This is a genomic window from Bradyrhizobium sp. 179 (genome assembly GCF_023073535.1).
Taxonomy (GTDB): domain Bacteria; phylum Pseudomonadota; class Alphaproteobacteria; order Rhizobiales; family Xanthobacteraceae; genus Bradyrhizobium.
Map to the genome: position 1 here is coordinate 120,828 of NZ_JADPJR010000136.1, position 13,716 is coordinate 134,543.

Here is a 13,716-nt window from a genome sequence, read left to right on the forward strand (position 1 = left end):
ATGGGTTCCGGCATGCCGATGATTCCGCGATCGCAAGAGCGCAGCGCGCTCGAACAGGAGCAGTTCCTCAAGATCCTGTCGCGCGAAGAAGCGCTGGCAAGTTTCGAGGCGGCGCTGTTCCCGCGGTCGATTCCGAGTGCAGCGTGCAAGCTCGCCGATGCACTCGGTGCGGCGCTCGCCGAAGACGTCACGGCACCGATCGACGTTCCGCCGTTCGACCGCTCCAATGTCGACGGCTTTGCCGTCCGCTCCGCCGATGTCGTTGCGGCAGGGGAAGGTGCACCCGTTCGTCTCGCGCTCAATGATGAAGCCATCCACTGCGGCACCGCCCCGACGCTGCAAGTGGCGGCTGGGTCCGCAACGGCGATCGCCACCGGCGGTCCGCTGCCGCGCGGCGCCGACGCTGTCGTCATGGTCGAGCACACCCAGCCGGCAGGATCGGACGCGATCGAGGTCCGTCGCGCCACGTCGCCCGGGCAATTCGTCTCCTATGCCGGATCCGACATCGCGCGCGGCGAAGCGCTGCTGCGTGCGGGGACGATCATCGGTTCGCGCGAGATCGGCATGCTGGCCGCTTGCGGCATCGCCGAGGTGAATGTCGCGCGCAAGCCTCTTGTGGCCGTCATCTCCACCGGCGACGAATTGGTGCAGCCCGGAGAGCTGCTCGCGCCCGCCGAGATCTACGACACCAACGGTGCGATCGTCACTGCTGCGATCGACGAGAATGGCGGCGAGGCGGTCTTCCTCGGCGCCATTCCCGACGATGAAGCCAAGCTCGAAGCGGCCATGCGCCGCGCGCTGGCGGATGCCGACATGCTGGTGCTGTCGGGCGGCACGTCGAAAGGCGCGGGCGACCTGTCCCATCGCATCATCGGCCGGCTCGGCCAGCCCGGAATCATCGCGCATGGCGTGGCGCTCAAGCCCGGCAAGCCGCTGTGCCTTGCGGTGTGCGACGGCAAGCCAGTGGTGATCCTGCCGGGCTTTCCGACCTCGGCGATGTTCACCTTCCACGACATGATCGTGCCGGTGCTGCGCAGGATGGCGGGGCTGCCGCCGCGCTCCGATGCCAAGGTCAGCGCGACCGTGCCGGTCCGCATCGCCTCGGAGCTCGGCCGCACCGAATTCGTCATGGTCTCGCTGGTCGAGGGCCGCGGCGGCCTGATCGCCTATCCCTCCGGCAAGGGATCTGGTGCGATCACGTCATTCGCGCAGGCCGACGGCTTTTTGCGCATCGACGCGCTCGCCGACCAGATGCCGGCCGGGACTGAAGCCGAGGTAACCCTGTTCACGCCGCATGTGCGCGTGCCGGATCTCGTCATCGTCGGCAGCCATTGCACCGGCCTCGATCTCGTGACGGTACAGCTCGCGCATGCCGGCCTTGCCGTTCGCTCGATCGCCGTCGGCAGCCTCGGCGGGCTCGCGGCGGCGCGGCGCGGGGAATGCGATCTCGCGCCGATCCATCTGTTCGACGACAGAAGCGAGACCTACAACTCGCCCTATCTCGTCGAGGGGCTTGAGCTCGTTCCGGGCTGGCGGCGGATGCAGGGCATCGTCTTCCGCAAAGGCGACAAGCGTTTCGAAGACCTCAGTGCGAAGGAGGCGGTCGCGGCTGCGATCTCTGATCCCACCTGCATCATGGTCAACCGCAATCAGGGCGCCGGCACGCGCATCCTGATCGATCGGCTGCTCGGGGGCGCCCGCCCGGAGGGCTATTGGAACCAGCCCCGCTCGCACAATGCAGTGGCCGCCGCCGTCGCCCAGCACCGCGCCGACTGGGGCATGACCATTGCGCCGGTCGCCCATGCGGGCGGCCTCGATTTCATTCCGCTCGCGGAGGAGCATTATGATTTCGCGCTGGTGACGGCGCGCAAAGACCGGCCCGCAGTGCAGGCCTTTCTCGATGCGCTCGGCTCGCATGAGGCGCGGGCGGCGCTGGAGCGCGCGGGATTTCGGCCTGCGTGAACGGCCCCGCATGCGGCCACGTCGTAAGCGCGCTAGGACGTCTCATCCAGCGCCGCCAGCCGCTCGGCCTCGGCGATGTCCTCGACAGTATTGGCATTGAAGAACGGGTCGAGCGGCTCGGTCGGCCATCTCACCGTCGCCAGCAGATAGCGCGCGGTCCAGCGGTCGATCTTGCGGAGGTCCTCGATCACGAGCGCGTGGCGTAGCTCCTCACGCAGGTCCACGCGCCACAGACCGATCACAGGATGCGACTGATCGCCTGATGCCGCGACCGCGAGCTGCGCGTTCTCGCGCGCCCGCGCCTCATGCAGGCGGGTGACCAGATCGCGCGGCAGGAACGGGCAGTCGCCCGCGGCGCTGAGCACCCACTCGATGTTCGGCCGGTTCGCCGCGGTCCAGTCGAGCGCCGCGAGGATGCCGGTCAGGGGGCCGGGAAAGCCGGGCACGCCATCGGCGACCACCTGCAAGCCGAACGCGGCGAAGCGCGCGGGATCGCCGTTGGCATTGAGGATCATCCCGCTGCATTGGGGTGCAAGGCGCGCGATCACACGCTCCAGGATGGTGCGGCCGCCGATGCTGCGCATTGGCTTGTCACCCCCGCCCATGCGCCGGGCGAGACCGCCGGCGAGCAGCACGCCAACAGTCGGCGGAACACTCGCCGGCAGAATCCTAGTCGTCACCACCTTCACCCTTGCGCTTGTGCTTGGCCGATTCCTCCTCGACATAAGCGAGATTCTGGTCGTAGACGATGCGGTCCTCGCCCGCGAGTGCGATGAAGCGTTTTCCGCGCGTGCGCCCGACCAGCGTCAGCCCGACCTGTCTTGCGAGATCGACGCCCCAGGCGGTGAAGCCGGAGCGCGACACCAGGATCGGAATCCCCATCCGCACGGTCTTGATCACCATCTCCGAAGTGAGGCGTCCCGTGGTGTAGAGGATCTTGTCGGAGGCATCGACGCCGTGGCGGTACATCCAACCCGCGATCTTGTCGACCGCATTGTGGCGGCCGACGTCCTCGGTGTAGCAGAGCGGGGTGCCCTCCTTGCACAGCACGCAGCCATGGATCGCGCCGGCCTCTAGATAGAGCGAGGGCATGGTGTTGATGGTCTGGGTCATCTGGTACAGCCAGGAGGTGCGCAGCTCTGCCTTCGGCAGTGCGACGCTCTCGACCGCTTCCAGCAGGTCGCCGAAGGCTGTGCCCTGCGCGCAGCCCGAGGTCTGCGTGCGCTTCTTCAGCTTGGCCTCGAAATTGGTGTGGTGTGAGGTGCGCACCACGACCACCTGCAGGTCGTCGTCGTACTCGACCTCAGTGACCTCGTCATTGTATTTCAGCATGTTCTGGTTCAGCAGGTAGCCGAGTGCCAGATATTCCGGATAGTCGCCGATCGTCATCATGGTGACGATCTCCTGCGAATTCAGGTAGAGCGTCAGTGGCCGCTCCATCGGCACCTTGATCTCGACCTTGGCGCCGGTCTGGTCAGTCCCGGTCACGCTCTGGGTCAGGCGCGGGTCGTCCGTATCAGGGACGATCAGGGGCACCGGGGTCTTGTCGATCTTCATCATGGCCACGAGGTTAGCATGACATTCGGATCAAGCCGATATAAGCATGGCGGAAAGGCCGGAGGTTCCATCGGCTCGTGAGCCGTTGGCGGAGATCGGGCGGTTATGAAAGTCATCGGGCTTGCAGGCTGGAGCGGGGCGGGCAAGACCACGCTGTTGACGCGGCTGATCCCGCATTTCAACGCGGAGGGCCTGCGCGTTTCCGTGATCAAGCATGCGCATCACCAGTTCGATGTCGACGTGCCCGGCAAGGATTCCTGGCGCCATCGCGAGGCCGGCGCGGCCGAGGTGCTGGTTGCTTCGGCGAATCGTTGGGCTCTGATGCACGAGCTGCGCGGCGCCGCGGAGCCGCGACTGCCGGAGCTGTTGAGCAAGCTATCCGCGGTCGATCTCGTCGTGGTCGAGGGCTTCAAGCGGGAGCCACATCGCAAGATCGAGGTGCATCGCGGCGCCAATGGCAAGCCACTGCTGTTCCCAGACGATCCCGGCATTGCCGGGATTGTGGCCGACGTCGCGGTTGACACCCGCCTGCCGACTGTCCATCTCGACGATATTCCGGCCGCCGCGGCTTTGTTGCTGCGCGCGGCGATGCCGGTCGACGAAGCGGTGGCGAAAAGCGCCGCGATGCGCTGACGAGGCACCATGGCGCAACTATCGGACGATTGCTTTGCTTTCGGCGGCCCGATGATGTCGGTGGATGAGGCCGTTGGCCTGATCACCACGCGCGTCAATGCGATCGCCGATCTCGAAACGGTCGCGCTCGTCGACGCGGACGGACGCGTACTGGCGCGCGACATCGCAGCGCCTTTGCCGCTGCCGCCCTTCACCAATTCCGCCGTCGATGGTTACGCTGTGCGCAACGCCGATCTTCCGCAAAGCGCCGAGCAAGCATTGCCGCTCGACGGCCGTATCCAGGCCGGCGGTCTTGCACAGGCGCCGATCAAGCCCGGCCACACCGCGCGTATCTTCACGGGCGCGCCGATGCCACTGGGCGCCGAAACCGTCTTCATGCAGGAAGATGTCCGCGTCGATAAGTCCGGCAAGGTGGTGCTGCCGCCCGGGTTGAAGCCGGGTGCCAATGTCCGCCCTGCGGGCGAAGACATTCCCGAAGGGTACGTCGCGCTGCGCGCCGGGCAGCGCTTGCGGCCGCAGCATGTCGCCCTTGCGGCAGCGTTGGGCCTGACCAGCCTCGACGTCGTCAGGCGCATCCGCGTCGCAGTTTTCTCGACCGGTGACGAGCTGGCCTCGCCCGGCGAGCCGCGCGCGGCCTCGCAACTGTTCGATTCCAACCGCTTCATGCTGATGGCGATGCTGCGCCGGCTCGGCTGCGAGGTCAGCGATCTCGGCATCTTGCGGGACGAGCGTACCTCGCTTGCTCATGGCCTGAAGCAGGTCGCAGGCGATCATGACCTGATCCTCACCATTGGCGGCGTTTCGACCGGCGAGGAGGATCACGTCAAGGCGGCGGTCGAGAGCGTCGGCTCGCTGGTGCTGTGGCGGATGGCGATCAAGCCCGGCCGACCGGTGGCGATGGGCATCATCGACGGCACGCCGCTGATCGGATTGCCCGGCAATCCCGTTGCGAGCTTTGTCACCTTCGTGCATGTGGTGCGGCCGACGGTGCTGGCGCTGGCCGGTTCCCTGCCGGAGCCGCACTTGCCGATCCCTGTGCGTGCTGCGTTCACCTACAGGAAGAAAGAAGGCAGGCGCGAATATGTTCGCGCCTCCTTGCGGCGCGGAAGGGATGGCACGCTGGAGGTCATCAAGTTCCCGCGCGAGGGAGCCGGGCTATTGTCCTCACTGGTGGAGACCAGTGGCCTCGTTGAGCTTGGCGAAGACATCACGCAGGTCGAACCTGGACAGGACGTAGGCTTCTTGTTCTATGCCGATCTGCTCTAGCGGTCCTTGCGTTGACGCCATCGATCGGCCCCGCCATGGTGCGCCCATGACCAGAACGACGCTCGACCTCACCGGGTTAAAATGTCCGTTGCCCGCCCTGAAGACCCGAAAAGCCCTGAAGCCGTTGCAGCCCGGCGATCAGCTCGAGGTTCACTGCACCGATCCCTTGTCGGTGATTGACATTCCGAACCTGATCCGCGAGACCGGCGACACGGTGGAGATCACCGAGCGCAACGACGCGCGCATCGTGTTCTTGATAGAAAAATCAAATCGTTCGATAGAGAGCGCTAATGGTGCGTCGCGTTCTTGAGAACGTTACCGCGCTGATACCGACCATTTGTCTATCGACATCGTTCATGGCTGCTGCAATTGGCTTTCTCCGTTCAGGCGCGGAGGTTGAGTCTTGTCTGCGATACGCTGATCGACGGGCCGCGCTCACAATGCCTGTATGTCGTATAGGGCATAGCATCCCGCCCGAGGGGTTAGCATTTCGGATGCGCGTGACGATCCTGACGCGCGTCGAATCATTGAGCGGAGCAGCAGGGACATTTGGCTGCGTCGCTGGACTGGGGATCAGGATCTTAGGGCAGGCTGCTCAGAAGGGCGGCCTCAGGGGAGGAATGCATGGCTAGTGTTGAGAGCGCCGGGACCATTTCGGGCCGTGGCGCGGGGATTCTTGATCGCGAGCGGACCATCGCGACCGCCGGATTCAATCGCTGGCTGGTGCCGCCGGCGGCGCTGTGCATCCATCTCTGCATCGGCATGGCCTATGGCTTCTCAGTATTCTGGCTGCCGCTTTCCCGAGCCATCGGCATCACGGCGCCGAAAGCCTGTCCGGATATGTCGCTATGGCAAGAGCTCTTCACCACCACCTGCGACTGGAAGGTCGCGAGCCTGGGATGGATGTTCACCCTGTTCTTCGTCGTGCTCGGCGTTGCCGCCGCTGTTTGGGGCGGCTGGCTTGAGCGGGTCGGTCCGCGCAAGGCAGGCTTCGTTGCTGCGCTATGCTGGTGCGGTGGCCTGCTGCTTGGCGCGATCGGCATCTATACCCATCAGCTCTGGATCATGTGGCTGGGCTCCGGCGTGATCGGCGGCATAGGTCTTGGTCTCGGTTACATCTCGCCGGTGTCGACGCTGATCAAATGGTTTCCCGACCGCCGCGGCATGGCGACCGGCATGGCAATCATGGGCTTCGGTGGCGGCGCCATGATCGGCGCGCCATTTGCCAACCTCCTGATCAACTATTTCAAGACCTCGATCGATGTCGGTGTATGGCAGGCCTTCGTCGTCATGGCCGTCGTCTATTTCGTCTTCATGACCATCGGCGCTTTCGCTTATCGCGTGACGCCGGCTGGCTGGAAGCCTGAAGGGTGGACGCCGCCGAGCGAGAAGAAGACGATGATCTCCGAGCATCACGTCCATCTCAACAACGCGCACAAGACGCCGCAGTTCTGGCTGATCTGGTGGGTGCTGTGTCTGAACGTGTCGGCTGGCATCGGCGTGATCGGAATGGCTTCTCCGATGCTCCAGGAAATCTTTGCCGGCAAGCTGATCGGACATCCGGAGCTTACCTTCGGTCAGCTCTCGGTCGAGCAGAAGACGGTTATCGCTGGAATTGCGGCGGGCTTCGCCGGCCTGCTATCGCTGTTCAACATCGGCGGCCGCTTCTTCTGGGCAACGCTGTCGGACACGATCGGCCGCAAGAACACCTACTACACGTTCTTTATTCTCGGCATCGTTCTCTACGCGCTGGCGCCGACCTTTGCGGCCATGGGCTCGAAGCTGCTCTTCGTGCTCGGCTTCGGCATCATCCTGTCGATGTATGGCGGCGGATTCGCGACCGTGCCGGCCTATCTCGCCGACATGTTCGGCACCCAGTTCGTCGGCGCCATTCACGGCCGGCTCCTGACGGCATGGTCGACCGCAGGCATCATCGGCCCGGTCGTGGTGAACTACATTCGCGAGTTCCAACTCGCGGCGGGCGTTCCGCGCGACCAGCTCTACAACACCACTATGTACATTCTTTGTGCGATGCTGATCGCCGGCATCATCTGCAACTACCTGGTCAAGCCGGTCGATCCGAAATGGTACATGAGCGAGGCCGACGTCGCCAAGTTGCAGGCGGCGAATGCGGGCGCCGGCACCGTGCAGACTGGCTCGTTCGGAATCGGCACCGGCGGCCTCGATGTCAAGGCAGCACTGTTCTGGCTCTTCGTCTGCGTTCCGCTGGCGTGGGGTGTCTACAAGACGCTCGAGAGCGCGGTTAAGATCCTCTGATCGCGCAAACCTCCTCGTGGCGTACAGGGGCATGCGGCCTTATTGGCCGCATGCCCTTAAATGCTTATTTGAGCGCAAGAATTCTCTTGGCATCTGGTATGCCAGAGACTAGGATTGGATATATTCCAAAGAAGGGCTACGAGACGCAGCGATGAGCCACGACGTGCAACAGGTCCGCTCGTTCGAACATCCGGGCGGTGGCCGGAAGCGAGCCAACGCGACCCCCAAGGGACGACAGGTCGACCCCACCGCCGCGCACGAGATCGAGCAGCTGCTCGGCGACAGGCCGCGGCGGCGCGACCTGCTGATCGAATATCTGCACCTGATCCAAGACAAGTACCACCAGATTTCGGCCGCGCACCTCGCCGCGCTCGCCGACGAGATGAAGCTCGCCTTTGCCGAGGTGTTCGAGACCGCGACCTTTTACGCGCATTTCGACGTAGTGAAGGAAGGTGAGCCTGACATCGCCCCACTAACGATCCGCGTCTGCGATTCGCTGACCTGCGCGATGCTCGGCGGCGAGAAGCTGCTGCAAGATTTGCAGAGCGCATCGGGTCCCGGCATTCGCGTGGTACGCGCGCCCTGCGTCGGCCGTTGCGATACCGCGCCTGCCGCTGAGGTCGGCCACAACTTCGTCGACCACGCGACCGTCGCCAATGTCATGGCCGCCGCGAAGGCCGGCGACACTCACGCGCATCTGCCGAAATATGTCGATTACGACGCCTATATTGCCGGCGGCGGATACAAGCTGCTCAATCGCCTCCGCTCCGGCGAATTGCCGAAGGACGATCTGCTGAAGGCGCTCGACGACGCTTCGCTCCGCGGTCTCGGCGGCGCAGGCTTCCCGACCGGGCGCAAATGGCGCGCGGTGCTGGGCGAACCCGGCCCGCGCTTGATGGCGATCAACGGCGACGAGGGCGAGCCCGGCACGTTCAAGGACCGCTACTATCTCGAAACCGATCCGCATCGTTTCATCGAGGGCATGCTGATCGGCGCGCATGTGGTGCAAGCCTCCGACGTCTACATCTATCTGCGCGACGAATATCCGGCCTCACGCGAGATCCTGGAGTGCGAGATCGCCAAGCTCCCGCCGGGCGGTCCGACGCTGCATATGCGCCGCGGCGCCGGTGCCTATATCTGCGGCGAGGAATCCTCGCTGCTGGAGAGCATCGAGGGCAAGCGCGGCCTGCCCAGGCACAAGCCACCTTACCCCTTCCAGGTCGGCCTGTTCGGCCTGCCGACGCTAATCAACAACATCGAGACGCTGTGGTGGGTGCGCGACATCGTCGAGAAGGGCGCCGACTGGTGGAAGGGCAATGGCCGCCATGAGCGCCATGGCCTGCGCAGCTTCTCGGTCTCGGGCCGCGTCAAGAATCCCGGCATGAAGCTCGCGCCCGCGGGAATCACGGTGCGCGAGCTGATCGATCAATATTGCGGCGGCATGGCCGACGGCCATCAATTCTACGCGTACCTCCCGGGCGGCGCGTCCGGCGGCATCCTGCCGGCGTCGATGGACGACATCCCGCTCGATTTCGGCACGCTGGAGAAGTACGGCTGCTTCATCGGCTCCGCCGCGATCGTGATCCTGTCGCACAAGGACAGCGTGCGCGCAGCGGCGCTGAACCTGATGAAGTTCTTCGAGGACGAGAGCTGCGGTCAGTGCACGCCGTGCCGCGTCGGAACCCAGAAAGCGGCGCTGCTGATGCAGAAGCCGGTCTGGAACCGCGCCCTGCTGGAAGAATTGAGCCAGGCGATGCGCGACGCCTCGATCTGCGGGCTTGGACAGGCGGCATCGAATCCGCTGTCCTCGGTAATCAAATATTTCCCTGACGAGTTCAAGGAAGCGGCCGAATGACCAAGATTACGTTCGAGCTCGACGGCAAGCAGGTCGAGGCCAAACCCGGCGAGACGATCTGGCAGGTGGCCCAGCGCCAGGGCCGCGAGATCCCGCACCTCTGTTATTCGCCCGCGCCGGACTACCGTCCGGACGGCAATTGCCGTGCCTGCATGGTCGAGATCGAGGGCGAGCGCGTGCTCGCGGCGTCCTGCAAGCGCACGCCGTCGGTCGGCATGAAGGTGAAGACCGAAAGCGCGCGCGCCGTCGCTGCGCAAAAAATGGTGATGGAGCTGCTCGTCGCCGACCAGCCGGCGCGTGAGACCTCGCACGATCCGGATTCCAAGTTCTGGCATTGGGCCGAGACGACGGGTGTCACCGAGAGCCGCTTCCCCGCTGCCGAGCGCTGGGCGACCGACGCGAGCCATCCGGCGATGCGCGTCAATCTCGACGCCTGCATCCAGTGCGGCCTGTGCGTGCGTGCCTGCCGCGAAGTCCAGGTCAACGACGTCATCGGCATGGCGTACCGCAATGCCGGCGCCAAGATCGTGTTCGACTTCGACGATCCCATGGGGGAGTCGACCTGCGTCGCCTGCGGAGAATGCGTGCAGGCCTGCCCGACCGGCGCGTTGATGCCGGCCGTGATGCTCGACGACAAGCAAACGCGCGTCACCTATGCCGACAGGAAGGTGGATTCGCTCTGCCCGTTCTGCGGCGTCGGCTGCCAGGTGACCTACGAGGTCAAGGACGAGAAGGTGATCTACGCGGAGGGCCGCGACGGCCCCGCCAATCACAATCGTCTCTGCGTCAAGGGCCGCTTCGGCTTCGACTACATCCACCATCCGCACCGCCTGACCAAGCCGCTGGTGCGGCTGCCGAATGCGAAGAAGGATGCCAACGACCAGGTCGACCCGGCCAATCCCTTCACCCATTTCCGCGAAGCGAGCTGGGAAGAAGCGCTCGACATCGCGGCCAAGGGTCTGGTCAAGATCCGCGATGAGAAGGGCGTGAAGGCGCTGGCGGGCTTCGGCTCGGCCAAGGGTTCGAACGAAGAGGCCTATCTGTTCCAGAAGCTGGTGCGTACCGGCTTCGGTTCGAACAACGTCGATCACTGCACCCGTCTGTGTCATGCCTCGTCCGTGGCAGCGCTGTTCGAAGGCCTGAGCTCGGGCGCGGTGTCGGCGCCGTTCTCCGCCGCCATGGATGCCGAGGTCATCGTCGTGATCGGCGCAAATCCCACCGTGAACCATCCGGTCGCGGCGACCTTCATCAAGAACGCGGTCAAGCAGAACGGTGCAAAACTGTTCGTGATGGATCCGCGCCGGCAGTCGCTGTCGCGTCATGCGACCAAGCATTTGCAGTTCAAGCCGGGCTCCGACGTCGCCATGCTGAATGCGATGATCAACACGATCATCACCGAAGGCTTGACCGACGACCAATACATCGCCGGCTATACCGAAGGCTTTGAAGAGCTCAAGGAGAAGATCAAGGAGTTCACGCCGGAGAAGATGGAGCCGATCTGCGGCGTCCCGGCGCAGACCTTGCGCGAGGTCGCGCGGACCTATGCGCGCGCAAAATCGTCGATCATCTTCTGGGGCATGGGCATCAGCCAGCACGTCCATGGCACCGACAATGCGCGCTGCCTGATTGCGCTGGCGCTGATCACCGGCCAGGTCGCCCGTCCCGGGACCGGCCTGCATCCGCTGCGCGGCCAGAACAACGTGCAGGGCGCCTCCGATGCCGGCCTGATCCCGATGTTCCTGCCGGACTACCAGCCGGTCGGACGCGACGACATGCGCGGCGCTTTCGAGAAGCTGTGGCAACAGGATCTCGACCCCGTCCGCGGCCTGACCGTGGTCGAGATCATGAACGCCATCCATGCCGGCGAGATCAAGGGCATGTACATCGAGGGCGAGAACCCCGCGATGTCCGATCCCGACCTCCAGCACGCACGCCACGCGCTTGCCATGCTCGATCATCTCGTGGTGCAGGATCTCTTCGTTACCGAGACCGCGTTCCACGCCGACGTGATCCTGCCGGCCTCGGCCTTCGCCGAGAAGGACGGCTCCTTCACCAACACCGACCGCCGCGTGCAGCTCGCGCGCCAGGTGATCAAGCCGCCCGGCGATGCGCGGCAGGATCTCTGGATCATCCAGGAGATCGGCAAGCGCATGGGGCTGCCGTGGAATTATTCCGGCCCCGGCGACGTCTACACCGAAATGGCGGAGTTGATGCCGTCGCTGAAGAACATCACCTGGGAACGGCTGGTGCGCGAAGGCGCAGTCACCTATCCGGCCGACGCTCCCGACAAACCCGGCAACGAGATCATCTTCACCACGGGCTTCCCGACCGCGAGCGGCCGCGGCAAGATCGTGCCCGCCAAGGTCATTCCGCCGGACGAGCTGCCCGACGCCGAATATCCGATGGTACTGTCGACCGGCCGCGTGCTCGAGCACTGGCACACCGGCTCGATGACGCGTCGCGCGCAGGTGCTCGACCAGATCGAGCCCGAGGCGGTCGCGTTCATGTCGCCGAAGGACATGCGCAAGAAGAGGCTCGCGCCGGGCGACTTCATTCGCCTGGAGACCCGCCGCGGCGCCGTCGAGGTCAAAGTGCGCTCCGACCGCGACGTGCCGGAGAACATGGTGTTCATGCCGTTCTGCTACGCAGAGGCGGCGGCGAACCTGTTGACCAACCCGGCGCTCGATCCGTTCGGCAAGATCCCGGAATTCAAGTTCTGCGCGGCCAGGGCCGAACGCGTGGAAATGCGCGACGCTGCGGAGTAGGACGACACCGTAGGTGTGGCGCGTCCGTCATTGCGAGCGAAGCGAAGCAATCCAGGCTATCTCCGCGGTAGAATTCTGGATTGCTTAGTCGCTTCGCTCCTCGCGATGACGGTGGTACTTGTGACTCATGTCCAAAGTCACCCCAGCCACCCGCGCACTCACGGCCGCCGGAGTTGCCTTCACCCTCCACACTTACGACTACGATCCCGACGCCGCGAGCATCGGGCTCCAGGCCGCCTCCGCGCTCGGTGAAGACCCGGCGCGCGTGTTGAAGACGCTGATGGCGCTGGTGGACGGCAAGCCGGTCTGCGTCATCGTTCCCTCCGATCAGGAAGTTTCGATGAAGAAGCTCGCCGCGGCCGTCGGCGACAAGTCGGCGCAGATGATGAAGCCGCCAGAGGCCGAGCGCCTTACCGGCTTCAAGGTTGGTGGTATCAGTCCGTTCGGGCAGCGGAAGGCGGTGCGCACTGTGCTCGAGCAGAGCGCGCTCGCGCATGACCAGGTTTATCTCAACGGCGGCCAGCGCGGCTTGCAGGTGCGGCTCAGGCCGGCTGATGTGCGCGACGTTCTGAAGGCGATCGTCGCGGACGTGATTGCCTGAGGCGCCTCGCGCCTATTGCTTCTGCAGCAGCTTGAGCCGGCAGCGTAGGGCCTCGCGGATATGGGCGCGCGCGAGCTGCTCGGCCTTGTCGCCGTCGCGGGCAGCGATAGCGCCGATGATGGCTTGGTGCTCGCCGTGGCTTGTCTTGGGGCGGCCTGTCACGGTGAAGGTGGTCAGTCCGAGCAGGGCGATCCAATCCTGCAACTCGCGCGAAGCGCTGTCGAGGTAGCGGTTGCGCGCGGCGCGGCAGATCGCCTCGTGGAAGGCCCGGTTGAGCCGCGCCAGCTCGGCAGTGTGGCTCGCGGAGGTCTCGACAAAAGCCTGCTCGATATCCCTGAGCGCCTCGATCTCCGGGGGCGAGGCGTGCTCGGCGGCCAGGCGCGCAGCGGCGCCTTCCATGATCTCGCGCATGGCGTAGAGCTCGAGCACCTCGGAGATGTCGAGGTTGCGCACGATCAGCCCGCGGCCGCCGGCCGGCTCGACGAAGCCGCGTGCCGCGAGGCGTCCCAGGGCTTCGCGAACCGGGGTGCGGCTGACCTTGAGCCGCTGCGCAACCTCCTCCTCGCGCAGCCGGTCGCCGGCACGGTAGCTGCCGGCCTGCAGTGCTTCGCAGAGCGAGCGGAACACCGCTTCGCCCAGGGCGACGCCACCGCCGCGCGCGATCGTTCCGCCTGTTTTTGCCGGGCGTCTGGCCATGTCGTCCTCGCGGCGCGACGCATCCTGCCCAGGCAGAGATGCCGCTTGCGCCGCCTATGTATATCTTTGTATACAAAACTACGCAACAATGGTCATGCTTGGAC

At 65.0% G+C, this 13,716-nt stretch carries 11 protein-coding genes; 8 read left to right on the plus strand and 3 right to left on the minus strand.

Annotated features, from left to right (window positions below; genetic code table 11):
• The first annotated feature begins 12 nt into the window (after nucleotides 1-12).
• Nucleotides 13-1,962: a molybdopterin biosynthesis protein gene (locus IVB12_RS31590; protein WP_247305213.1), complete on the plus strand. Its 1,950-nt coding sequence runs from the start codon at nucleotides 13-15 to the stop codon at nucleotides 1,960-1,962.
• A gap of 32 nt (nucleotides 1,963-1,994) precedes the next feature.
• Here the strand turns inward: IVB12_RS31590 and mobA are convergent, their stop codons facing one another.
• Together mobA and fdhD are read right to left on the minus strand one after the other, a co-directional pair.
• Nucleotides 1,995-2,687 (minus strand): molybdenum cofactor guanylyltransferase MobA, encoded by a 693-nt coding sequence (mobA, locus tag IVB12_RS31595; RefSeq protein WP_247305217.1) that lies wholly within the window; start codon nucleotides 2,685-2,687, stop codon nucleotides 1,995-1,997.
• Entirely contained in the window at nucleotides 2,632-3,522 is an 891-nt protein-coding gene (fdhD, locus tag IVB12_RS31600; protein ID WP_247305641.1) for a formate dehydrogenase accessory sulfurtransferase FdhD, read from the minus strand. The genes mobA and fdhD overlap by 56 nt, the downstream gene beginning before the upstream one ends.
• 102 nt (nucleotides 3,523-3,624) lie before the next feature.
• Here fdhD and mobB point away from each other — a divergent pair, with 102 nt between their 5' ends.
• The 7 genes from mobB (at nucleotide 3,625) to ybaK (ending at nucleotide 12,916) form a co-directional block, all read left to right on the plus strand.
• A complete protein-coding gene (mobB, locus tag IVB12_RS31605; protein WP_247305222.1) occupies nucleotides 3,625-4,152 on the plus strand; it encodes a molybdopterin-guanine dinucleotide biosynthesis protein B in 528 nt (175 codons plus the stop codon).
• 9 nt (nucleotides 4,153-4,161) lie between these two features.
• Nucleotides 4,162-5,418, plus strand: coding sequence for a gephyrin-like molybdotransferase Glp (gene glp, locus IVB12_RS31610; protein ID WP_247305224.1), 1,257 nt, complete (start codon nucleotides 4,162-4,164; stop codon nucleotides 5,416-5,418).
• 46 nt (nucleotides 5,419-5,464) lie between these two features.
• On the plus strand, nucleotides 5,465-5,728 hold the full coding sequence (locus IVB12_RS31615; RefSeq protein ID WP_247280786.1) for a sulfurtransferase TusA family protein: 264 nt from the start codon (nucleotides 5,465-5,467) through the stop codon (nucleotides 5,726-5,728).
• A gap of 314 nt (nucleotides 5,729-6,042) precedes the next feature.
• Nucleotides 6,043-7,695 (plus strand): OFA family MFS transporter, encoded by a 1,653-nt coding sequence (locus IVB12_RS31620; RefSeq protein WP_247305227.1) that lies wholly within the window; start codon nucleotides 6,043-6,045, stop codon nucleotides 7,693-7,695.
• A 151-nt stretch (nucleotides 7,696-7,846) separates the two neighbouring features.
• Entirely contained in the window at nucleotides 7,847-9,550 is a 1,704-nt protein-coding gene (locus IVB12_RS31625; RefSeq protein WP_247305234.1) for an NADH-ubiquinone oxidoreductase-F iron-sulfur binding region domain-containing protein, read from the plus strand.
• On the plus strand, nucleotides 9,547-12,315 hold the full coding sequence (fdhF, locus tag IVB12_RS31630) for a formate dehydrogenase subunit alpha (protein ID WP_247305236.1): 2,769 nt from the start codon (nucleotides 9,547-9,549) through the stop codon (nucleotides 12,313-12,315). Before IVB12_RS31625 ends, fdhF begins: the two co-directional genes overlap by 4 nt.
• Before the next feature lie 127 nt (nucleotides 12,316-12,442).
• On the plus strand, nucleotides 12,443-12,916 hold the full coding sequence (gene ybaK, locus IVB12_RS31635; RefSeq protein ID WP_247305239.1) for a Cys-tRNA(Pro) deacylase: 474 nt from the start codon (nucleotides 12,443-12,445) through the stop codon (nucleotides 12,914-12,916).
• Nucleotides 12,917-12,928: 12 nt separating this feature from the next.
• Here ybaK and IVB12_RS31640 read toward each other — a convergent pair whose 3' ends face one another.
• A complete protein-coding gene (locus IVB12_RS31640; RefSeq protein WP_247305240.1) occupies nucleotides 12,929-13,612 on the minus strand; it encodes a GntR family transcriptional regulator in 684 nt (227 codons plus the stop codon).
• Nucleotides 13,613-13,716 lie beyond the last annotated feature (104 nt).